The 23,201-nt window shown below is 34.0% G+C and carries 22 protein-coding genes and 1 pseudogene; 15 read left to right on the forward strand and 8 right to left on the reverse strand.

Going from position 1 to position 23,201, the window contains the following annotated elements:
* Window positions 1-267: 267 nt before the first annotated feature.
* The 4 genes from pyrF to KF896_11710 form a co-directional block, all read right to left on the reverse strand.
* Entirely contained in the window at window positions 268-1,071 is an 804-nt protein-coding gene (gene pyrF, locus KF896_11695) for an orotidine-5'-phosphate decarboxylase (protein ID MBX3044372.1), read from the reverse strand.
* A 12-nt stretch (window positions 1,072-1,083) separates the two neighbouring features.
* Window positions 1,084-1,767 (reverse strand): DUF4919 domain-containing protein, encoded by a 684-nt coding sequence (locus tag KF896_11700; GenBank protein ID MBX3044373.1) that lies wholly within the window; start codon window positions 1,765-1,767, stop codon window positions 1,084-1,086.
* Window positions 1,768-1,782: 15 nt separating this feature from the next.
* Window positions 1,783-2,721, reverse strand: coding sequence for an SDR family oxidoreductase (locus tag KF896_11705; GenBank protein MBX3044374.1), 939 nt, complete (start codon window positions 2,719-2,721; stop codon window positions 1,783-1,785).
* Window positions 2,722-2,802: 81 nt separating this feature from the next.
* A complete protein-coding gene (locus KF896_11710) occupies window positions 2,803-3,447 on the reverse strand; it encodes a hypothetical protein (GenBank protein MBX3044375.1) in 645 nt (214 codons plus the stop codon).
* A 69-nt stretch (window positions 3,448-3,516) separates the two neighbouring features.
* Here KF896_11710 and KF896_11715 point away from each other — a divergent pair, with 69 nt between their 5' ends.
* From KF896_11715 to thpR, 3 genes are all read left to right on the forward strand, one after another.
* Complete coding sequence (locus KF896_11715; GenBank protein ID MBX3044376.1) at window positions 3,517-6,741, forward strand: TonB-dependent receptor; 3,225 nt, start codon at window positions 3,517-3,519, stop codon at window positions 6,739-6,741.
* 264 nt (window positions 6,742-7,005) lie between these two features.
* Entirely contained in the window at window positions 7,006-8,130 is a 1,125-nt protein-coding gene (locus tag KF896_11720) for a hypothetical protein (protein MBX3044377.1), read from the forward strand.
* Between the two features lie 120 nt (window positions 8,131-8,250).
* Window positions 8,251-8,793, forward strand: a complete 543-nt coding sequence (gene thpR / locus KF896_11725; protein ID MBX3044378.1) for an RNA 2',3'-cyclic phosphodiesterase — start codon at window positions 8,251-8,253, stop codon at window positions 8,791-8,793.
* Here the strand turns inward: thpR and KF896_11730 are convergent.
* Window positions 8,783-9,136: an ArsC family transcriptional regulator gene (locus tag KF896_11730; GenBank protein ID MBX3044379.1), complete on the reverse strand. Its 354-nt coding sequence runs from the start codon at window positions 9,134-9,136 to the stop codon at window positions 8,783-8,785. The two genes, thpR and KF896_11730, sit on opposite strands and share 11 nt — an antisense overlap.
* Before the next feature lie 120 nt (window positions 9,137-9,256).
* Here KF896_11730 and trkA point away from each other — a divergent pair, with 120 nt between their 5' ends.
* The 9 genes and pseudogenes from trkA (at window position 9,257) to KF896_11775 (ending at window position 18,552) form a co-directional block, all read left to right on the forward strand.
* On the forward strand, window positions 9,257-10,585 hold the full coding sequence (trkA, locus tag KF896_11735; GenBank protein MBX3044380.1) for a Trk system potassium transporter TrkA: 1,329 nt from the start codon (window positions 9,257-9,259) through the stop codon (window positions 10,583-10,585).
* Between the two features lie 71 nt (window positions 10,586-10,656).
* A complete protein-coding gene (locus KF896_11740; GenBank protein ID MBX3044381.1) occupies window positions 10,657-12,042 on the forward strand; it encodes a TrkH family potassium uptake protein in 1,386 nt (461 codons plus the stop codon).
* A gap of 378 nt (window positions 12,043-12,420) precedes the next feature.
* Entirely contained in the window at window positions 12,421-13,122 is a 702-nt protein-coding gene (locus KF896_11745; GenBank protein ID MBX3044382.1) for an ABC transporter permease, read from the forward strand.
* Between the two features lie 6 nt (window positions 13,123-13,128).
* Window positions 13,129-13,902 (forward strand): annotated as a pseudogene (locus KF896_11750) (ATP-binding cassette domain-containing protein).
* Window positions 13,903-13,919: 17 nt separating this feature from the next.
* A complete protein-coding gene (locus KF896_11755; GenBank protein MBX3044383.1) occupies window positions 13,920-14,111 on the forward strand; it encodes a hypothetical protein in 192 nt (63 codons plus the stop codon).
* Between the two features lie 806 nt (window positions 14,112-14,917).
* Window positions 14,918-16,177 carry a T9SS type A sorting domain-containing protein gene (locus KF896_11760; GenBank protein MBX3044384.1) on the forward strand — a complete coding sequence of 420 codons (1,260 nt, stop codon included), beginning with the start codon at window positions 14,918-14,920 and terminating at the stop codon, window positions 16,175-16,177.
* Window positions 16,178-16,180: 3 nt separating this feature from the next.
* Window positions 16,181-16,645: a hypothetical protein gene (locus KF896_11765; protein ID MBX3044385.1), complete on the forward strand. Its 465-nt coding sequence runs from the start codon at window positions 16,181-16,183 to the stop codon at window positions 16,643-16,645.
* 15 nt (window positions 16,646-16,660) lie between these two features.
* Window positions 16,661-17,968, forward strand: a complete 1,308-nt coding sequence (locus KF896_11770) for a hypothetical protein (protein ID MBX3044386.1) — start codon at window positions 16,661-16,663, stop codon at window positions 17,966-17,968.
* Window positions 17,969-17,970: 2 nt separating this feature from the next.
* A complete protein-coding gene (locus KF896_11775; GenBank protein ID MBX3044387.1) occupies window positions 17,971-18,552 on the forward strand; it encodes a hypothetical protein in 582 nt (193 codons plus the stop codon).
* Here the strand turns inward: KF896_11775 and KF896_11780 are convergent.
* Window positions 18,508-18,771 carry a hypothetical protein gene (locus tag KF896_11780; protein MBX3044388.1) on the reverse strand — a complete coding sequence of 88 codons (264 nt, stop codon included), beginning with the start codon at window positions 18,769-18,771 and terminating at the stop codon, window positions 18,508-18,510. The genes KF896_11775 and KF896_11780 overlap by 45 nt on opposite strands.
* Before the next feature lie 95 nt (window positions 18,772-18,866).
* Between KF896_11780 and KF896_11785 the strand changes: the two genes are divergently transcribed.
* The gene (locus KF896_11785) at window positions 18,867-19,223 is read left to right on the forward strand and encodes a VOC family protein (protein MBX3044389.1); all 357 of its coding nucleotides are present in this window, start codon (window positions 18,867-18,869) and stop codon (window positions 19,221-19,223) included.
* A 64-nt stretch (window positions 19,224-19,287) separates the two neighbouring features.
* The gene (locus tag KF896_11790; GenBank protein MBX3044390.1) at window positions 19,288-19,452 is read left to right on the forward strand and encodes a hypothetical protein; all 165 of its coding nucleotides are present in this window, start codon (window positions 19,288-19,290) and stop codon (window positions 19,450-19,452) included.
* Window positions 19,453-19,469: 17 nt separating this feature from the next.
* Here KF896_11790 and KF896_11795 read toward each other — a convergent pair whose 3' ends face one another.
* Window positions 19,470-19,775 (reverse strand): nucleotidyltransferase domain-containing protein, encoded by a 306-nt coding sequence (locus KF896_11795; protein MBX3044391.1) that lies wholly within the window; start codon window positions 19,773-19,775, stop codon window positions 19,470-19,472.
* Between the two features lie 223 nt (window positions 19,776-19,998).
* On the opposite strand from KF896_11795, the gene KF896_11800 reads away from it, so the two are divergent.
* Window positions 19,999-22,404, forward strand: a complete 2,406-nt coding sequence (locus KF896_11800) for a heavy metal translocating P-type ATPase metal-binding domain-containing protein (GenBank protein ID MBX3044392.1) — start codon at window positions 19,999-20,001, stop codon at window positions 22,402-22,404.
* A gap of 254 nt (window positions 22,405-22,658) precedes the next feature.
* Here the strand turns inward: KF896_11800 and KF896_11805 are convergent, their stop codons facing one another.
* Window positions 22,659-23,159, reverse strand: a complete 501-nt coding sequence (locus KF896_11805) for a hypothetical protein (protein ID MBX3044393.1) — start codon at window positions 23,157-23,159, stop codon at window positions 22,659-22,661.
* Window positions 23,160-23,201: the final 42 nt, after the last annotated feature.

Genomic DNA, 23,201 nt, shown 5'->3' on the forward strand with positions numbered 1-23,201 from the left:
AATATTTTGCATTAAATAGGTTGATTTGAGCAGTTTTTACATAAAATGAGTATTCGAGAGGGGTTAGAGTATAAGAATTGATGAATTGTACTGGAAATGATTAATCATAATATTATATAAGTAATTCATAAATAATTAATAAGTGATTATATATCAGTATGTAACAGTAAATACTCATAATAATTATGAATATTTATTAATCTTTCTCGAATATTAGTTGTGTGCTAAATGAATTAATAATCAATAAACGAAAAAAATGTAATTATTTTAAGATATTTTATCAATAATAAATGCATCTCTGTAAAACTTAGCTTTGTTTCTGGCTGCTTTAAGAAAATCAGCTCCATTGTCTGCATAAATTATATCCCGCGAAACATTAATTATGCAAGGTCCTCCTGAATTTGCATTCATTAGTTCAGCGATATTTCCGCCTTGAGTTCCGACGCCCGGAATTAATAGATAACTTTCAGGTATAATCTTTCTGATATTGTGAATATCATCAGGATGGGTAGCACCGGTGACAAAACCTAAATTCTCTTTTCTTCCCCAGGAGCATGTTTTTTCTATGACATGCTGATAGAGTGGTTTACCTTCAAACTCCAGCCGCTGGAAATCTCCCGAACCGGGGTTAGATGTAAGTGCAAGGACAAAAGTCATTTTGTCTTCATATTTTAGAAAGGGTTCTATAGAATCGCGTCCCATATATGGAGCGACTGTAATTGCATCTGCTTTAAAATATTCAAAACACGACTTAGCATAGGCATCAGAAGTATTTCCAATATCGCCTCTTTTTGAATCAGCTATTACAAAACGCTCATTTCCAATGTATTCTATAGTTTTTTTCAGGATATCGAATCCTTCACTTCCATAAACTTCATAAAAAGCGAAATTCAATTTGTAAGATGAAGCGTATTTTATAGTTGCATCAATTATTTGCTTATTAAACTCCAAAATTGATTCTATTGATTTTCCCAGATGTACGGGAATTTTATTCAAATCCGAATCCAATCCCACGCATAATAAGGAATTTGTATTTTCCTGTATCGTATTTAATTTTTCAAACGAATTCATCTTAAATTTCCTTTACTTGCTTAATCCCTTTCCAAAGAAAAGCTCAATATTAAAATACAAACCCTCTATTTCCAATTCATCATCAGGTTCAACAGCAAGGTAATCATAAGGTTTTCCATCATTGTGCATCAATGCCTGCTCTTTGAACTTAAGCCCCAGAGCATTCAGAAGAGAATATTCATCCGATATGGAAAGAATTGTAAATGCAGACTGATAGGAACGTCCATCACCTGACTGGAGGATGGTTCTCAGAAGCATTGTATGTTTATAGACAGCATATTCAGAAGTTTCTAAATCGCCAAGCATTTCAGAAGATATACTTAAAATATACAATGCATCTATCCAAAATGGGTCGAGCCTTAAAACAAATTTACAAAGATTATTCAGCCTTCCAAAATCATTACTTCTATTTCTGAGCAAATCTTTCAAAGTTCTTGCTGAGTCATCTGTTCGTGAAATATTCGGATTATAATAAGGTTGAAGAGCATGACCGTAATAAAGTCGTCTGAACTCGTCAAGTGTGAGAGTTGTATCGTTTTCAGAATATCTTTCAAATAGTTTGGGATAAAAATAATCACTATTTTCGTCAGTAATTTCGGCTTTAATTTTGTTAATATCAACCGATTCAAAATTCTGGCTAAACAGATTAGTGCTTATAATTGCAAAAAAAATTGTTATATAAAATTGCTTAATCATTATTACCTCAAAATATTATATAAGAAGTCTTTTCTTAAAATCATCAATAGTTTTTTTCAGCCCTTGCTTTCTTGGTACTTTCGCAGACCAACCCAGTAAATCAAGAGCTTTGGATGTATCGGGCTTTCTGACTTTAGGGTCATCGCTGGGAAGTTCCTGATGAATAATTTGGCTGCTTGAACCTGTTAGCTCAATGATTTCGTGAGCAAGTTCGAGCATAGTCAATTCGTCAGGATTACCAATATTTACTGGATTTACCTCATCACTAAGCAGCAGTTTATATATTCCCTCAATCAAATCATCAACATAACAGACAGAACGGGTTTGATTACCTTCGCCATAGACTGTAACAGGTTGATTGTGAAGTGCCTGATTGATAAAATTCGGAATCGCTCTGCCATCATGAAGTCTCATCCTTGGACCGTAAGTATTAAATATCCTGACAATACGAGTATCAACATTATGGTATCTGTGATATGCCATAGTCATAGCTTCAGCGAATCTTTTGGCTTCGTCATAAACTCCGCGATAGCCCACAGGATTGACATTTCCCCAATATTCTTCATTTTGAGGATGAATCAGAGGGTCGCCATATACTTCGCTGGTTGAAGCAATGAGATAGCGGGCATTCTTAGCTTTGGCAAGACCTAAAGTCTTGTGTGTTCCCAAAGAGCCGACTTTCAGAGTTTGAATTGGCAGTTTTAAATAGTCAATCGGTGAAGCAGGTGAAGCAAAATGCAAAATATAATCTACATTCCCCTCTACATAAATATATTCAGTAACATCGTGCTCGATGAATTTAAAACGTTTGTTACCATATAGATGTGCAATATTATCAGGTGAACCTGTTATGTAATTATCCATACAGATAACTTCATCACCTGAATCTATAAATTTATCACAAAGATGCGAACCTAAAAATCCGGCTCCGCCGGTAATTAATACTCTTGCCATAAAAAAATCTAAATTGTAAATATTATAATATTCAAAAATGCAAAAAAATACTTTAATAATAATATTTTGAGCTAAATATTATTAAAAAGCATAACGAAAAGATATTGAGCCGCCGATTCCAAGAAAAGATTCACCCGATGGATTTCTATCCCAAAATTCTGAGAAATTGGCTTTATCAGACAATTGATACATCAATCCAATACCTGCACTGACAATAAATTGCCGGTTTATTTTATACTCCAGACCAGCACCTGTACCAAAATTAATAATTCTGTTTAAGTCAACTCTCGTTTCCCGTATTTCGACATCATTGATTATTTTGAAAGTCGTCTCGCTTCTTTCCAGATGTCCCGCTCCTGATGCGGCAAAAGCAAATATCCTGTATTCTTTTGTTCTGAAAATATTAAAATGATATTCTCCGCCAAATAGTGCTATTATACTTAAATTATTATTACTTGTACTTGTGTAGTACGGCAATAGAGAAACCTGCAAAGCTGAATACTTATTGATTTCAAGATAATATGTAAGACCTGATGCTGAAAATGACGAATATCCAAGACCAATCTGATGTTTGGGATATGACATTTTTTGCCCGTAGAGGGCATTTGTATTTAAAAATAATGTAGAAACAGTTAAAATTGTAATAATTGAAATAACTTTGAGATTTAATAGTATATTTTCAATTTTTTTTATCAATATCAAATGAGAAAATAGTATTTTTGACATAATATATTTTAAAATTTACAAAACAAAATATTATAGATGAATAAGCTCGCATTTTTATTGGAGTCGAATATGATAAAAAATGTTACTTTGATTATTATTTTAACTTTGTTTATGCCTGAGGTAATGATTTCTCAAGGGATGACCACGGCATCTGTGAATGGTATAACAAAAGATACAGAAGGCAATATCCTCGTTGGTGTTAACGTAAAAGTAACACATGACCCATCAGGCACTGTGATGGGTGGACGGTCGAATAAATCCGGCAGGTTTAATGTTGTTGGTCTTCGTGTTGGTGGTCCTTTTACAATTGAGGCAACTATGGTCGGCTATTCAAAGTCAACTTTAAACAACATAAATCTCGGTGTCGGTCAGAATATGTCAATTGATATAATTCTTTCTCAAAGAGCTGTTAGAACAGCTGATGTTGAAGTTTTCGCTTCAAAAGGCGATATAATAAGCAGCGAAAAAACAGGTGCCTCGCAAACTATCAGTGAAGAAGAGATAAATAATTTACCTACAATTTCAAGGTCAATCCACGACTACTCAAGACTATCACCACACGTAATTTCCTCAACAAGTGAAGGCTCAAATGTGGGTGGCAGAAATAGCAAGTACAACACAATTCAAGTTGATGGCGCTGTTATGAGTGATGCCTTCGGACTTTCAGCATCCGGTACACCGGGCGGACAAGCTGAATCCCAGCCGATTTCACTTGATGCAATTCAGGAATTTCAGGTGTCAGTTTCTCCATTCGACGTTCGTGAAGGCGGCTTCACAGGTGGTGCTATCAATGCAATTACTCGTAGCGGCTCAAATAACTTGCGGGGTGGTGGCTATTTCTTCGGTAGAAACGGCTCTTTTGTTGGTACAAGTCCGGATGCAAATCGCAGACCATTTGATGATTTCGGTGAATCAGTAATCGGTGCAAGAGTTGGCGGTCCTGTATTCAAAAACAAGTTGTTCTATTTTATGAACGGCGAATATAAATCCAGAACCGACCCATTTACAATCGCTCTTGGTGACCCGAGTGCTCTGAGATTTTTTCCGTTAAGTGCAGATTCATTGGATATAATAAGGCAGATTTCAATCAATCAATATAATTATGATCCGGGCACATTTGAAAACTATTCAAGATCAACCGATGCTTATAAAATGTTTGCAAGACTTGACTATAATATTTCCGACAAGCACAGACTGACTTTCAGGCATAATTTTGTTCATGCTTATCAAGGCAAGGATATCACCCGCGCCGAGACTTTCTACTCATTTTCGGGTCAGGAATATTTGTTCAACAGTATGCAGAACCAGTCAGTACTTCAACTAAATAGTGTTTTTGGAAGCCGGTTTGCAAATGAATTACGTGTAGCAATAACCTCGATAGATGATTCGAGAGACGCACAATCGCCAATCAGATATCCGCAAATTACTATTTCAAGGTTAGGTCCTGATGGCTCTGCTTCAGTTTCTTTTGGTACACGAAATGCTTCACAGGCTAATGAGCTAAGCCAAAGAATAATTGAAGTAACAGATAATTTTAATATTTTCCTTGGTAATCATGTAATTACAGCAGGAATTTCAAATCAGTTTATTACTTTTGACAACCTGTTCATCCAGAATTTTAATGGAGCCTGGACATTCGAAGGTGTAGAGGCATATAAGCAAGGTATTGCAAGAGGATTTACAAGAGGATATTCTCTCATTGAAGGTGTCGAAATGCCAAGGGCAAGATTTTCTTACGGACAGCTTGGCTTTTACGTTCAGGACGAATGGACAATTCAAAGCAATTTCAAGATACTTGCCGGCGTAAGGGGCGATATGTTTGTTTTTCCTGATAAACCTTTAGCAAATCCAAAAGTAATGGAAACATTTAAAAATCCTACTGAGTTTTCTCCCGGTGGTTTGAGAAGTGATAATATGCCCAACCCTCTTGCTTTTTCACCGAGGTTAGGATTCAATTGGGATGTTTTTGATGATAAAACTAATCAGTTGCGTGGTGGTATAGGAATTTTTTCAGGAAGAACCCCCGGTGTCTGGCTGGCAAATCAATATTCTAATACAGGTATGGACTTAGGATTTACAGATATTCGTGACCCTTCATTCCAGTTCACGGAAGAGCTCGGTTACAATGCACCTACGGGCGCTATCCAAACTACTGAAGTCAATCTCATTGACCCTGATTTTAAAATGCCTCAGATTTTCAGGGCTAATATTGCTTACGACCGCGAACTACCATATGGATTTTTTGCAACTGTTGAAATTATTTATGGCAAGACTATTTATGATGCCGTTTATAGAAATCTAAATCTCAAATATGCATACGACAATGACGGTAACCAGATTTTTGGTATAGACGGAAGACCCCGATATATGGGACGTGACCGTCTCAGCAATGACTTTACCAGAGTACTTTACCTTACCAACACCACAGAAGGCAATCAGTCAAGCTATACAATCCAGCTTCAAAAACCGTTCAGACAAGGCATTTTTACTGATTTGAGCTTGAATTTAGCTTATACATACAATATTGCTATGGACGTAAACAGCCTGACATCCAGCGTTGCGGCATCAAACTGGCAGTTTAATCATATAGTTGACCCAAATAACCCAACACTTACAAATTCGTTATTCTCGATTCCTCACAGAGTACTTGCTAATTTATCCTACAGATTTGAACTGGCAAAAGGTTACAATACTACTGTTGGTCTATTCTATGAAGGTCGTTCAGGCGCTCCGTTTTCGATGGTTTACTTCTCTCAGTCAAGTGTTTATATCGGAGATGCAAATAATGACGACCACTGGAGTAATGACTTGGTATATATTCCTACCGGTCCTAATGATGATAAGATGATACTTACAACAGGGAACTGGGATGAACTGGAATATTTCATAAATCAGTTTGATGAACTGACAGACCAGAGAGGAGAAATTTCAGAGCGTTATTCTCTGCGTCAACCCTGGAGAAATAATCTGGATATTAGAATAACACAGGACATTCCGATCAATCGCTGGCAAAGATTCCAAATTTCTCTTGATATTTTGAATTTTATGAATATGCTTGACCCTACTTGGGGTTATATGTATTTTATGCCTAATTCAAATTATAGTATGATGAGATTTGAAGGATATGTCTCTCAGGCTGAAATCAATGCCGGACTTTATCAGCAACAAGATTTAAACAAAATAAAATCCGGTTTTATCCCTAATTTCAGAGGTAATAACAGAAAAGATATATTCAGTGTCTCGGATTTATTCTCAAGATGGCAGATGCAGCTTGGAGTGAGATACTTTTTTTAGAGATATTTTTTTGAAATTTTGTTTTTTAAAAGTGCAAAATATTATGTGAGATTAACTCGAAAAAGTGTTAGTAGATTAGTTTCGTTATCTTATAATGATTCGCAAGGCGAAGTCTCTGGGATTTGAAGCCATTAAAATCCATAGGATATTTCATTTACTTGATGGTTTAATAATTAATATTTCTTGTACTTATGAAGTAATTTTGCAATATTCGTTTTACATTACAAAATGATTTTTAAAAAATATTTATTTTTGCTAGTAGCGGTGTGTTTCAGTTACAAAGCCCATTCTCAAATAGATTATGGGATTTCGGGTTATATTTTTAATCTTTCATCTTACTCTCAAACTCGCTATAACAAAATTTTGGGAATTATTGACATACCTTCCGAAGAATCATATTCCAACCTTCTGAGAGCAAGACTCAGACCAACTTTTAATATTGGCGATAATAGCCGTTTCGAGATACAATATGAGGTTAATGGCATATTATCAAACAGAAATCTTTTTATTCTGACAGAAATTTCGGAAAACCGCCGTCAATTAGTGAAATTAGCAAATAATTTATATACTGACCAGCAATTAGCACTTAACCATTATATTGACAGAATGTTTTTTAAACATATTTTTGATTTTGGTGAAGTAACAATAGGTCGTCAGAGGATTTCGTGGGGAGTTGGACGTATATGGCAACCAGCAGATTTGTTTAATCCAATTAATCCTGCCAATTTCAGCAAAATTGAAAAGGACGGTGCTGATGCTGTATCTATGAAATTCTATTTAGGAAACTTTACTGATTTTGAAATTGTCTATAACCCGACAAAACAAAAATATCCTGATAATATTGGCGGACGGCTCAGAACAAACTATTCAGGATATGATATTTCCGGCATTTTTGGTCATTTTGACGATGCTTTTCTAATTGGGGGTGATTTTGCCGGTAGCATATTGGATGCCGGATTCAGAGGTGAATTTGTGTATTCTTTTGATGATGGATATTTTGGTCAGGATTTTCTTAAATTTATTCTGGGGCTGGATTATCAGTTTAATCAAAATATTTATGGAATGATCGAATATCAGCACAACGGACTTGGTACTAATATTAGAAATTCTTATGATTATATAAAGCTTGCAAGGGGAGAAATTCTTAATGTAGGGACAGATTATCTTGCAGTCAATCTTGCTTACAGACTTTCCGACCTGACTACTTTGAGTTTGACAAGCAATTCAAATTTGATTGACGGCAGTGGGTTTCTTATGTTTACAGGTATATATCAGGCAGCACAAAACTGGCAAATAAATCTTTCAACAATGGCAAGCTATGGTGAAAAGGGGACAGAATACAGGATATATCCGATTTCTGCATTTTTTGTATGTCAATATTATTTCTAATAAAAAAAGTTATATATAAATATATGTAATTAACCATAAACATTATTTTTTTAATAAATTTTCAGTTAAATTTGTAAATAATATTTTTGGCAAAATAAATAAGTTTATGAGGAAGTAAAAATGGAAGTGAAAAGACTCTTTATTGCAACATTTGCGGCAAAATATCTGTTTGAAAGGCATTATTCGAAGTTGCAGGAAATTTTTGCTCCTGTTTGCACAGGGAAATGGACAGAATTACATAATCTCCATTTTACTTACAAATTTTTAGGAAATGTTGAAGTAGAAAAAATTCCTGAAATTACTGAACTAATAAAAGATAAGCTGATCGAATACCCCGGAATACTCAAATTTAACGGACTCGGTGTTATGCGTTCTCCACAGCAGCCAAGTCTTTTGTATGCAAGGGTTCACAGTCCCGATAAGTCAGTCCTGACAAATTTCTTCGAACTCGAAAAAAAGCTTACTGCCCACGGATTTTCAAGAGAAAAGCGGAAATTTATGCCACATATAACCCTTCTAAGGGTTAAAAGTTCCAATGAAAATTTCGCTGATGTATATGAAAAAAATAAGGAAACTTACATAGGTAAGCAAGTCAATTTTAAAGTCAGTCTTGTTGCAAGCACTCTAACTCACGAAGGACCAATTTACGAAATTATTGCTTAAGTAAATTAATAAACTCTGTCAGTTTATCCTTGTCGAAACCGAGAATTGCTTTTCCTGAAAGGCGCGTCACAGGTGTTTTCATAATCAGTGGATATTCAAGTATAACATCTTCCGGCGAAAAAACCATATACTGAAAATTTTTGCTTTTGAATTCCTTGGATTCCTTATCAATTAATTCTTCAATAGGTATGCTTCTTGTGATATTTTCAAGCTCACCTTTTGCAAGCCCTTTTTGATATAAATCCAAAAAACGTGGGGTAATTTTGCGTTCCTTGAAAAAACGCATTACTTTTTGAGTCTCACGGCATTTGAGTGTGCCTATCACCTGAATTTGTTTAGACATTTGATTTTTCAATTTTAATAATATTATTTTATAAAATCGAATTTACTTTTTAATTATTTGATATTTCATAAATATATATTTACTTTTGCTTAAGAATTTATATCAAATTTTTCGATAAGTATGAATATAATAATAGTTGGAGCCGGTGATATTGGCTATCACTTATGCAATCGGTTGACAGAAGATAACAATGACTGCACTTTAATTGAGCTTGACCCTGATATTGCTCGAAAGGCACGTGAGCACCTTGATGCGAGTGTAATTACGGGTAGCGGATCAAGTTTTAAAATTCTACAGCGGGCAGGAATAGATAAAGCTGATATTTTTATAGCTGTAACTCAGAATGACGATCTGAATATTGTTGCCTCAATGATTGCGAAAAAAAGCGGGGTCAAAACTACAATTGCCAGAATTAGGAATCCTGAATACTCACTTATGAAAGGTGCTGATTTTGGTATTGACTTAGTTGTCCATCCTGAGATGGAAGTAGCAAAAGCTGTTTCTCACCTTGTCCGGCAGTCAAGTGCGTCAGATTTTTACGAATTTGAGAATGGTAGAATAAAAGTAATTGGCATAAGACTCGATGATAATTTTGAGTTTTATGGAAATAATCTAATCGAACTAAGTCATCATTTCAAAGATTTACCCCTCAGAGTACTCGCTATTAAGCGTGGAGGTATCACAATAATTCCAAAAGGTCAGGATATACTTTTACGTGGTGACCAGATTTTTGTAGTAGCAAGTAATAAATATTTAAAGGAAATTCTCAATTTTTTCGGCAAAATTAATGCCAACATAAGAAATGTTATGATTGTAGGTGGTGGTCTTGTAGGTGAATATGTAGCAAAAGACCTTGAAAAAAAAATATATGTCAAGATAATTGAGTCGAATGAAAAAAAAGCTAATCTCCTTGCTGAGAATCTTGACAAAAGTCTTGTAATTCATGGTGACGGCAACGATATAGACCTTTTACTTAGCGAAGATTTGTCAGAAATGGATGAATTTATTGCTGTTTCTGGTGACGATGAGACAAATATTATCACAAGTATGATTGCTTCTCAAATGAATGTCCCGCGAAGAATAATTATGGTAAAAAATGTGGACTATCTAAGAATGTCGGCGGCGCTAAACGTAGATTCAATATTATGTAAGCCATTGATTAGTGTGAATGTAATCAGACAGTTTATACGTCGAAAGAAATTAGCTTCATTTGCTGAAATCCCGGGATGTGATGCACTCATACTTGAGATGGAGGCTGATGAAAAATCTAAAATTGTCAAGAAGCCGCTCTGTGATATAAGTATTCCTGAAAGTGTAATTTTTGGTGCAGTTCTCAGAAAAAATAATGATATTGAAATTCCAACCGGTAGCACACAAATTAATCCGGGGGATAAAGCAATTGTGTTTCATCTTCCCGGCACAACAAAAGACATTGAAAGACTATTCTAAGAGTATATAAATTGAGATATCCCATTGTTTTCAAAATATTGAGCTTCCTGATAATATTCATTGGTCTGGCAATGCTGCTGCCGGTGCCTTTTTCCATTTATTACCAAAGTACTGATATAAATGGCTTACTGCTGAGTTCAGGAATTTGTCTGGTTCTAGGAATTGCAGGAATTTTTCTTCTGCCAAAGAATCCACAAGAAATCAGAGCTAAGGAAGGTTTTGCGGTTGTTAGTCTGGGATGGCTTACATTTGCTTTATTTGGAAGTCTGCCTTATTTACTTGGCGGTGCTACAAGCAGCATAACTGATGCATTCTTTGAGACTATGTCAGGAGTTACTACCACCGGTGCTACAATTTTTTCGAATGTAGAAGTCCTACCTCACGGTGTTCTGTTTTGGAGAAGTCTTACTCATTGGTTTGGAGGTATGGGGATTATAGTATTAACTGTAGCAGTTCTACCTTTTCTGGGAATTGGTGGAATGCAGCTATTCAAAGCTGAAGTACCAGGGCCTGTCGTTGATAAACTTTCCCCGAGAATAGCAGAAACCGCAAAAATACTCTGGGGAGTTTATTTGTTTTTTACAGTTTTGCAGACCATCCTTCTAATGCTTGGAGGTATGAATTTATTTGATGCTTTATGCCACTCATTTGGAACTATGGCAACAGGCGGTTTTTCGACAAAGAACGCTAGCGTTGGTGCATACTCAAGTGCATATATTGACTATGTTATTACTGCATTTATGATAATTGCAGGTACAAATTTTGCTTTACTTTACTGGCTTTTGAGGGGAAAAGTTAATACCCTTTTTAATAACGGTGAATTTCGATTTTATATAATTATCATAGCAGTTGCAACTATAATTATCGGAATTCATTTGTTTTTCAATCATACGGGCAATGTTTTTGATAGTCTTAGGTATGCTGTTTTTCAGGTAGTGGCAATAATTACAACTACAGGATTTGGCACGGCAGATTATGAGGAATGGTCAGCATCGTCGCAATTAATTTTATTTGGATTGATGTTTGTCGGAGGTTGTGCAGGCTCGACAGGTGGAGGATTTAAAGTAATCAGAGTTATAATTTTGATTAAATTCATTAGTAATGAGCTTGTAAGACTAATTCATCCGCAGGCAATTGTATTTGTCAAATTCGGCAACTTATCGCTCGACAGAAAAGTTCTGATAAATGTAGCCGGATTTTTTATGATTTATGTTATGATAGCTGTGTTTGGGACAATATTAATATCATTTTTTGGCATTGATATTTTGACTTCAATGGGAGCTGTTGCTGCTACTCTAAATAATATTGGACCTGGACTTGGTGCGGTCGGTCCTACGGAAAATTATGCTCACCTTCCTGATGTTGTAAAATGGATTCTGTCCTTTTTGATGATGCTGGGAAGACTTGAGATTTACACAGTTATAATTCTACTTATTCCTGCTTACTGGAGAAGATGATTTTTTGGTATTGGCTTAAACTTTAATGATATTTAATAATTAAGATTTGTTAAGGTCTGAAATTTATTCAAATGTGTGAAATACATAAATTTTCATAGCAATTGTATAACACAAATAGGATAATATTGACTTATTTTTGTATAATTAGAAATTATACTAAATTTGGAGAAAAAATAATTGATATCATTCAATACTCAGAAAAGTTTTTTCAGAATAAGAGTATCAATTAATTACAAAATGAACAGAATAGCAACAAATATTAAAGTTAAGCCGGGTGATATTTCAAAAGCGGAAAAATCTAAAGAAGAAATCAAATATTCGAGTCCAAATTTTATACAATCTTTTTTCATTTCAGTATCGAAGTTCTTTATTTTTACAATGAGATTTTTTGCAGAAGCATTTAAATTTCCTCTTGAATTTAACGAATTGACGAGACAATCCTATTTAATCGGTTACAAATCATTGCCTTTGGTTGGTATAACCGGATTTATAATTGGTTTGGTATTAACCATACAATCGCGCCCAACTCTGGCTGAGTTTGGAGCAGAATCATGGCTTCCTGCGATGATTGCTGTTTCCCTCATAAGAGAGATTAGCCCCGTAATCACTGCGTTGATATGTGCGGGAAAAATTGGCTCAGGCATAGGAGCAGAACTTGCCTCAATGAAAGTAACCGAGCAAATAGATGCTATGGAAGTATCAGGCATTTACCCTTTCAAATATTTAGTTGTAACAAGAGTACTTTCGACAACAATTATGCTGCCCATATTGACAGTTTTCAGCAATTTAATCGGAATGGCTGGTTCTTTTGTTGGTGTCAATATCAAAGGTGATGTAACTTATCAGCTATTTATGTCGCAGGCATTGTCAAGATTGCAGTTATCGGATTTAATCTCATCAATTCTGAAGACAGTTTCCTTTGGTCTGGCAATTGGCTTAATCGCGACATTTCAGGGATATAACTCAAACAAAGGTACAGAAGGTGTTGGTGCAGCAGCTAATGCTTCGGTAGTTCATTCATCTTTAATGGTTTTCATTATTGATGTAATTGCAGTTCAGATTTCAAGTTTATTTTTGTAAGATATTATGAAAAAATATAATAATAATATTGACGAACCAAAATCATCTCAAGAAAAAGAGATTGTTGTTGAAATTAAAAATATGAAAAAATCTTTTGGTAGTTTAAGTGTACTGAAAGACATAAGTTTCAATATTTACAAGGGTGAAAATCTGGTCGTTCTGGGAAAATCCTGCAGCGGAAAATCTGTAATGATTAAATGCATTGTGGCTTTACTCGAGCCGGATGAGGGAAAAACTCTTGTATTCGGTAAGAATATTTTTGATTTAAAAAACAACGAATTGAATTTAATGAGAAAGAAAATCGGATTCTTATTTCAAAGCGGAGCATTGTATGATTCAATGTCAGTTAGAGAAAATCTTGCTTTTCCGCTAAGAGATTCCAAAGAAATTTCTAAAGATGAAAAGTTTAAATTAATTGAGGAGGCACTGGATAATGTCGGACTTGCCGATACAATTGACAAGATGCCTTCTGAACTTTCAGGTGGTATGAGAAAGCGTTTAGGACTTGCACGAACACTGATATTAAAGCCGGAAATTATTCTCTATGATGAGCCAACAACCGGACTTGACCCAATCACATCAAAAGAAATGAGTGAACTGATTCTGAAAATATAGAAAGAACATAATACAACATCAATTATTATTACTCACGATATTGCCTGTGCGAAATTAACAGCAAACAGGATGATTGTTTTTAAAGACGGATTGATTTCAACCGAAGGAACTTTTGCCGAACTGGAGAAATCTGAAGATGCATGGGTTCGTTCTTTTTTTGAATAAAATTTTAAGGTAGGAAAATGAAAAATGAAGAAGATAAAATTATCAATGATACTCTTAATAAAGATAAAAAGACAACGAAGGAAGCTGAGCTACTCAGACTTAAAAGAATCAAGAAACTTTATGATGAAGATATCCTGAGAGAAAAGCAAATGCAGGATTCGGTTAAAAATCATAATCAAATGTTATTGAAGGATACATTGAAAAAATGATTTTGTAATTGCTCCATATTCATCGGATGAATAATCTATTATTGTTTATCTAATTAATTTATATAGAGTTATAATATCTATAATAATCTCAACAACACTATTCCAACATTTTTTTTTTTAATATTACTAAATGATATCTATATTTTTTGATTAACTGATAATTGTTTGAAAATAAGTTATCAGACTTTTTCAAAAACGTTACCACTTGTTTAGGTAAACTAATATTTCATATTCCAATAAATGATAAAAACCAAAATTCACAAAAATTAGTTTTTGTAAAATCATTATATCCTTATTCAATACATACTATAATCACTCAAAATCATTACAAACACCAGCTTTTAGCTTGTCCTAACAAAATATAGGGGTAGCGGAATATAGCATTTCTCAAAAAAGCTCTTTATAAGCGACTTATGGCGGTCATGTCTGAGAAGGCTGTATTGATAAGGGTTTCGGAGTAGTAATGAAAATTGCTATACATAACAAGTATATTCGTAACTGTTTACAAAGATAATTCACCGAAATGGGTGGTATACTTTTACCGAAATATCCATAATTGTTAATATTTTGAAAAAAACAGATTATTTTATTCATACAAAAAAAATCTGTACAACCAAACAATATTTTTTGTAATTTCGAAATGTGCTGAATATCAATTTTTAAAAATGTTGCTGAGGTAACTTATGAAATAACAAACCGCTGACTTTGCACCACGAAATGATGCAATGTACCCCCCTTGCTTTATCGGATTTGCCGGTAAGCTGCCTTTATTTAATTTTTTTCTTTATTAATTTAGGAGTTTCATTATGAAACACAAAATGTTTTTAATCGCTGTAGTTGTTTTATTATCAACTGCAAAACTTTTATCTCAGTTATCGCTTGAGGTGGTGTGGGAGAAACCACAGGCTGGGGTTATTGATGCTAAATTCTCACCAGACGGTAAGTTCGTTTACTGTCTTATTGGAGGTGACATCAAAAAACTTGAGGTTGAAACTGGTGAGTTTGTTGCGACATTTGAGAGAGGAGGATTTGAAAATACTTATACTTATCTGGAATTATCACCAGATGGTAAATGGTTACTTACAGGAGGTTATGATGGGTTTGTGAATCTGTGGAATACTGACCAGCAAAGGATTATAAGGAGAATATTATTGCCTGAGCAACAAGATAATCAAAGTTTATTTTACTCTTCATTTTCTAATGATAATAAGACTATAATCATTAATATGACAACTAAAAAACCACATCCTTTGTTACCTACAAATGAAATGGTGTTATATGATTTATTTGAAGAAATTATTCTTAAAAAAGTACCATTTAAAAGAATTGGACATGTTCAATTCTCCAATGACGGAAAGTTTTTTATTACAGGCAGTAAATTTGAGGAAAACTGTCGTATTTCTCTTTGGGATGCAAAAGAAATGACAGTAATCAGAGAATACACAGACTTAGGAACAGACGATAACGGATTCAGAAAAATTCAATTATCCGACAACAATAAGCTGATTGGGCTTGCAACTCATAATTCTAATATTGTAAAAATATTAGAAACTGAAACAGGGAAAGTTGTGAAAACAAGTGAAGATGGAACAACAAGTACTAATTTCAATTTGTTGCAAAATGATTATTATTTGATATATCAATGGCGAGGTGATGGTACTGTAGATTATGGGTTAAATATTTACAAGTATCCTGATATTTTTCAAAGTAGTGTGCAGCGTTATGGGTCAAATGTAATAATTTCAAAATCAATACAAAATGATGACAGTGATGAGAAAATTCTTGTGTTTCAAAGTAGTATGGCTTTATTAACAAACTCAACAACTAATGTTAATGAGCCTGTAAACCACGAGTTTGTTATCACTGTTAATCCTGAAATGATATCAGTAAATTTCGATAATGCTGACAGCATCAAAATTATTGATATGAATGGCATAGTAATTTTTGACAAGAAAGCAACAGAACCAAACATATCAATTCCAAATACTTTTATTGCCGGGACTTACATATGCGTGATAAAAACAGGCGACAGAGAATATTCCCAGAAATTTCAGGTAGTGAGGTAGGTTATGACAAAGTACATAATAATACTGTTGCTTTCAGTTACATCACTACTTACTCAGAATTTTGAGCCAAGTCAAAAATTGTTCAAATGGGGATTAACGGGCGATTCTGTTTATATTTCTTCAGATTTGGAATATTTCCGACAATCAAAGCCAATACTGGGTTGGCATTGGGCTATGGGCAAAAAAATGACAGAATCATTGGGATTTAATCAGTCCCATATAGGTGATGTAAATTCATTTAATTCAGTTGATAGTGTAGCAGGAAATATAAATGTAATTAAAAATTCGACAGGCGTGTATAGTAATGGTAATCATTTGCGTGTAATGAACACTATCGCTATGCAATGGGAGCCTACTTTACATATAAATGATGCAAAAGAACCTCTCTGCTCATCACTGTATTTATCAAATAAATATTACGATGAGTATAGAAAAGTTCTATGCTCTAATAATTTATTTCTTTATTAATTTAGGAGTTTCGTTATGAAACGGTTATGGTTTTTCTTGATGTTGTTTTTGATGTTCCAAACAGCAAAATCGCAGACTTCTGAGAGCGATACGGTATGGAGTAAATCCATCGGCAGTGAAGTTAAGGCAGTAAAATTCAGCCCAGACGGGCAGTTTATCTATGCGGCAGCTATCGGTAGAAAACCGATGAAACTAAGTACGGAAACAGGGGAAATATTACGGGAGTATGAGGAGTTCAAGTTTGAAGGAAACGTTTTCTTCATGGCAATGGACGTTTCATCAGACGGAAAATGGCTTATTTGTGGTGCTTATGGAAATGAAATGCACATTTTTGACACAGAAACAGGTTTAAAAGTTAAAACACTTAAGGCAGACTATGAGGATAATTCGGTTTACAAATTCACAAACGTAGCAATAACCCAAGATAAACGTTCAATTATTGCTATATATACTTTTGAGGAAGGTCATAAAGTAACGATGAACGGAATCGTGATTTGGGATGCTATTAGTGGTGAATTAATCAAAACAATTGAATCCAGATGGGCTATGAAAGTTGCTGTTTCTCCAATAAATAATTACTTTTGTATAAGTTATTTTTGGTCTGAGTTAGAAGATAAACAGAGTGAAGTAGAGTTATATGACCTTAACACTTTAGAAAAAATACAGGATTTAGGTTATCATAACAAACGAATCTACGACATCGCCTTCTCCCCTGACGGCTCTTTGCTTGCATCTGGTGGTTGGGACGGAGTAATCAAAATCTGGGATGTGAACCAGAAAAAGTTGGTGAAAGAGATTAAAAATGCACATGGATTTGGTGATATTAGTGGATATGTATATTCTTTGCAATTTATTAATAATACATTGCTAGTATCAGGTGGAACCGACCATTTTAAGAATAATATCCTTTTTTGGAACTGGCATACAGAATTAAAATTACGAGACTACTTAACAATTATGCCCTATGACTTAACTATACACAACAGTAAATTAGGTATTTCTGATTATAATAATGTAGTACTTATTGATTTCGATGAATTAGTTGGTGTAAAATCTGATAGAGTTGATGGAAAGTTTGGTAACAAGCCTAACCCTTTTCAATTAACTACGGAAATACAATTTGTATTACCATTTTCTGGTATTTACAATATTTCAATTACAGATTCATACGCTGTAGAAATAGAAATTCTTTGTAATGGTTTTCTTGAGCAGGGTGAACACAAGTTTCAATGGATTCCAAAAGGGGTTTCGAGCGGAACATATTTCTGTACTATTACAGGAAATAATTTCTCTAAAACGTTAAAAATAATGTTGGAGAAATAACAATGAAAAAGCTAATTTTTTCAGTAATAATGATGTTAGTTATTGCATCTGTTTTAAAATCACAGGACAGACCGTCATCGCCATTAACATTTTCTTACCGTGCAAATGATACTTTGAGAGTTAATGAACCTTTAAAAAGGGAATATTTTATTCAGAAAGAAGTTATTCTCGGCACACAATGGTACGGGCATCCAAGAATGCTTAAAGCTTTGAAAATGCAGGTACAGCAAGGCACACAACCAGATGGAGCAGCTTTGCCTATTTTACCTAACAACGATTCATCAAATTATAAAATGTATCATATTTGGGACTCAAGAAAGTATGACAATGCACTTGGTTTTGAATATAAGCCGACACTATATATATCGGAAACTGATAGAGGCAAACTAATTACAAATGCCAATGACCCATCACGTCCTATTTTTGGTTTTAGTCATAGAGACGGAACTATTGAACCTCCAATTGATTCAGGTGATGAAAACTTTCGACTTGGTTTATACCCGAATGATTTACCTGCTTATAATCCTGATAGTGTTGTTCTAAAAAAGACTTGGATAACGTGGTTTCAGGTACTTCGTTTCTAAATCTTTCGGCAATTTCTTCATATAATCATCAATCGTCTTTTGATTTGAGAAATCAATTCCTACTAAATCTGATATCGCTTTGACAAATTTATGAGGCAGAAACTCTGACCTCTCAGCTTTATATATTGGGTCTGTTGTGGAATACCCAAGTTCATCAGCCAACTGATACTGACTAATTTGATTAAAAATACGAATACATCTTAATTCAAAACCTGTCATAATGACCAAACTATTTTGTCGGGTTTTTACAATTTTAAGTTTTTGCAAAGTATTACTTTTGAAATGTGTTTATTAACATTTTTGGAAAAAGTATTATGAAAGCAGCGTTAAGTTTCTTTGAAATTCCTGCTCAAAATTATGAGAGAGCAGTCAAATTCTACAGCGATGTATTTGATTTCAGTATCAATACGTGTAAATGTGAGGATGAAATAATGGGCATGATTGACTCAGAGCCGATTGCAGGCGCTATCTTCTACAAAGAAGGATACGAGCCGGGTAAAAAAGGAATAATCATATCTTTTCATTTCGCCGAAATATCTCCGATTTTAGAAAAAGTCGAAAAGTACGGTGGTGAAATATTAGTATCTAAGACTGAAATCACCGATGAGCAGGGGCATTTTACTTTAATTATGGATTCTGAAGGTAATAGAATAGGTCTTCACTCAAAGTAATTTAACCATTGAAAAGAGTAGATTGATAAAATACAATCTACTCTTTTCGTCTATATTGCAAACTATGAAAATTAAAATATTTCAACCGGCTGAACAATTAAGAGAATTTATTGATTATTATTGGCTTTTAGAGGATGATAACCGTCCCGAGAAGCAGATTCAGTATGTTTATCCTCAAGGTAATATGCAATTAATATTTCATTATGGTGAAACTTTGGAAGTTTATTGATTTTAACATTGCATATTTCAAATAATTTCAACACCTGTTCTTTTGATTGTTTCAAAGAATCCACTGTAATCTGGTTGGTCTTCTTCAAAAACTACCGGCTCAATTCTTGAATCCAAATCACCACCCAATTTCCAAATTAAAGTATGATAATTCAAATAATCTCCCTGTATTTTATCAACAATTAATGCAACATCAATATCGCTATAAGGAGTTTGAAGATTATTTGAATATGAACCAAACAAATACATTTTTTTTAAATTGATATGTTTCAGTAATTCGTTTCTGTAAATTTTTAATTTCTCTATAATTTCTTCTTGAGCCATAAATTCATCAAAATCTCCTTAAAATTAATTAAACGTATTTTGAAAATCTATATTGTCAAATGATAATAACTTACTAACAATATAACGTTAAGAGTAAAATCTATATTTACTCAATTATTCAATTGATAATATGCAGTCATCGGATGAATCTTCCCCCCTATTCCACAAAAAATCCTTTATCAATCGTCTATAGTATAGTTTTTATAATTCGGAATGAAATGTTTTGGCTGATTTGACTAATAAGCTGATTTGTTATCATTGTGGCGATGAATGTCCCGATGATACGGTGAGAATAGATGAAAAATACTTTTGCTGTAATGGATGCAAAACTGTCCACGAATTGCTTGCAGATGTTGAACTTGGCGAAGTGTTTAAAGAAACAAGAGTTGCAGGTATTAAATCCTCAAAGTATAAAGAAAAAGAATTTGAATTCCTTGACGACAGAAAAATTATTGACAAAATTATTCATTTCTCTATTGAAGGCAGAGCAAAAGTAACTCTCTATCTTCCGCAAGTTTATTGCAGTGCCTGTCTGTATTTAGTCGAAAATTTGAACAAACTTGATAAAGGAATAATTGATTCAAAAGTAAATTTTTTGAAGAAAGAAGCTACTATACTATTTGATGAAAATCTGACTACACTAAGAAAAATCGTTGAGCTACTTACAGCAATCGGCTACCGCCCACAACTAAATTATGCTGACATCGAAAAGCCAAAGCAAGCCGGATATAACAAAAAATTGTATCTCAAGCTTGGTCTTGCAGGATTTGCTTTTGGAAATGTTATGCTTATGGCACTGCCGGAATATCTTTCAGGTGGTAATCTTGAGCCGGATATTAAGCAATTTATGGGTTATTTGACGATGCTACTTTCAATTCCCGCAATGTATGCCTCTACAGATTATTTCAAATCAGCAATCACCAGTCTGAAGGTCGGACATATAAATATTGATTTCCCGTTAAGTTTGGGAATTTTGGTGCTTTTTCTTCGGAGTATCTTTGATATTGCATTAGGGTATGGTTCGGGATTTGTGGATTCGCTTTCGGGACTTGTATTTTTCTTGTTAATCGGTAAAATATTTCAGCAGAAAACTTATCATAATCTTTCATTTTCAAGGGATTACAAGTCTTACTTCCCACTTTCGGTGGTGCGACTTCACGGAGATGCTGAAGAGTATGCAGCTATTTCAGAAGTTAATGTCGGCGATAGATTATTAATTAGAAATAACGAAATTATTCCTGCTGATTCAATTTTGCTTTCAGGCAACGGAATGATAGATTACAGCTTTGTTACAGGAGAATCTAATCCTGTGCAGGTTAATTCGGGAGATAAAATTTTCGCAGGTGGAAAGCAAGCCGGAAATTCAATCACGGTTGAAACGATTAAACCCTTTAATCAAAGTTATTTAACAGAATTATGGAACTCTGATGCTTTCAAAAAATTTGATGAGAGTTATATTTCCAATATATCAAATCGGGCTGCAAAATATTTTACCCTTGTAATATTTATTGTAGCAGCGGGAACACTTGCTTACTGGCTTCCGATTGACTTTGGTACTGCTATGGATGCCGTTACAACTGTGCTGATTATTGCCTGCCCTTGTGCGATTGCACTTAGTATGCCTTTTACTTACGGTACAGCGATGCGGATTTTAGGAAAAAACAAGTTTTATCTTAAAAATGATAAAATTGTGGAATATCTGAGTAATCTCAAAACAGTTGTGTTTGATAAAACAGGTACTATTACAGAACTAAACTCAAATACGCCTGAATTTGAAGGTGGAACACTTTCTAATGATGAGCTTAATGCAATTAAATCAATCACAAGAAATTCAACTCACCCAATTAGCAGAATGATATTTGACAGTATTGATTCTAAATATTCTGAAATTAAGGATTTTGAAGAAGTTGCCGGCAAAGGTATTGAAGCAATAATCAATGGAAAAACATACAAACTTGGCAGTGCTAAATGGGTGGATGCTATGGGAATGAGCATAAAAAGCAGCAGTAAATTTTCTCCGGAGAGCCGTGTATATTTGTCAATTGACGGCAATGCGAAAGGTGCTTTTATAATTAAATCACGTATGAGAACCGGCATAGAGCAAATTGTTTCAGAAATAAAAAGCGACCACAAAATTATAATTTTATCCGGTGATAACCCAACTGAAAAAGCATCACTTGAAGCAGCATTGGGAACAGATATTGATATGCACTTCAACAGATTACCGCAAGATAAACTCAATTTCATAAAGGATTTGCAGGCAAAAGGTGAAAAAGTCATGATGATTGGCGATGGGCTTAATGATGCAGGTGCTTTGCGTCAAAGTGATGTGGGTATTGCGGTTACAGATAATACTTCAAATTTCACTCCCGGCTCAGATGCTATTCTGGTCGCTGATTCTATGAATCTGCTGAATAAATTTATAATGCTTTCAAGAAAAAGCGTTAATACAATTTACTGGAGTTATGTGATTTCTGTGCTTTATCATGGAATAGGTTTTTACTTTGCAACACAAGCATTATTATCGCCTCTTATCGCGGCAATTCTGATGCCGGTCAGTTCAGTTTCAGTCGTATTGCTTACAGTCAGCAAAGTTACTTTGCACAGCAAGAAGTTGGGACTGAAGTGAGAGTTTAAGTGTCAGTCATAATCACTATTCCCTTCTTCTGAATTTCATCTCTTGAGAGCATACTGTTGTTGTAGTTATCAATAGTGCAAGAATTACAGATAAATCAGAATTACTCATAACATTTATTTTTGTCATAAAAATAATAATCAGTAGGTTTTGACAATTATGTCAATTCAAAATAATTAGAAAATTTCATAATAACCTCGATTTTCCCAAGAATCAAATATGCTCTTCTGCATTACTGGTCTGGAGTTTTAAATTAGAAACTCTTCTTTATCTAATGCAAAATTGAAATGAGCTTCTGTTAAAGAACAATAGGGGGGGGTAAATATTATTCTTAGTTTACGCTTAATTTTGAAAATTCTTTGTCGGGCTGTATTATTGGAAATATTGTAAAATTCTGAAATTTCATTGTAGCTATAACCGATAAAATGCATTTCAATTATTTCTCTTTCATCTTTTGTAAGAGCTTGCATAAGCATATTATAGGTTAAATTTTCTTCAATTGAGGGATAATCCGGTAAATAACAAAAATAATCGAAATCAATATAATTACATCCACATTGCTCAGCTATAATACTGAGAGGCATATATTTTGAGTATTTTCTGTTTGAATTATTTAATAGATAGCAAATTGTCTTGTTTAACCATGCTTCTTTCATCTTCTTTTCAAGGTTTAAGCCCTTTTCAATATATAAAAGTTCTGCATCTTGTTTTGCATCTTCCCATTCCGGATGATGATAATAATTATCCATAAAAAAACCAAATTAATTTAAATACTATTATGTATTATTTTT

This window comes from Ignavibacteriota bacterium (assembly GCA_019637995.1).
Classification (GTDB): Bacteria; Bacteroidota; Ignavibacteria; order Kapaibacteriales; family UBA2268; genus JANJTB01.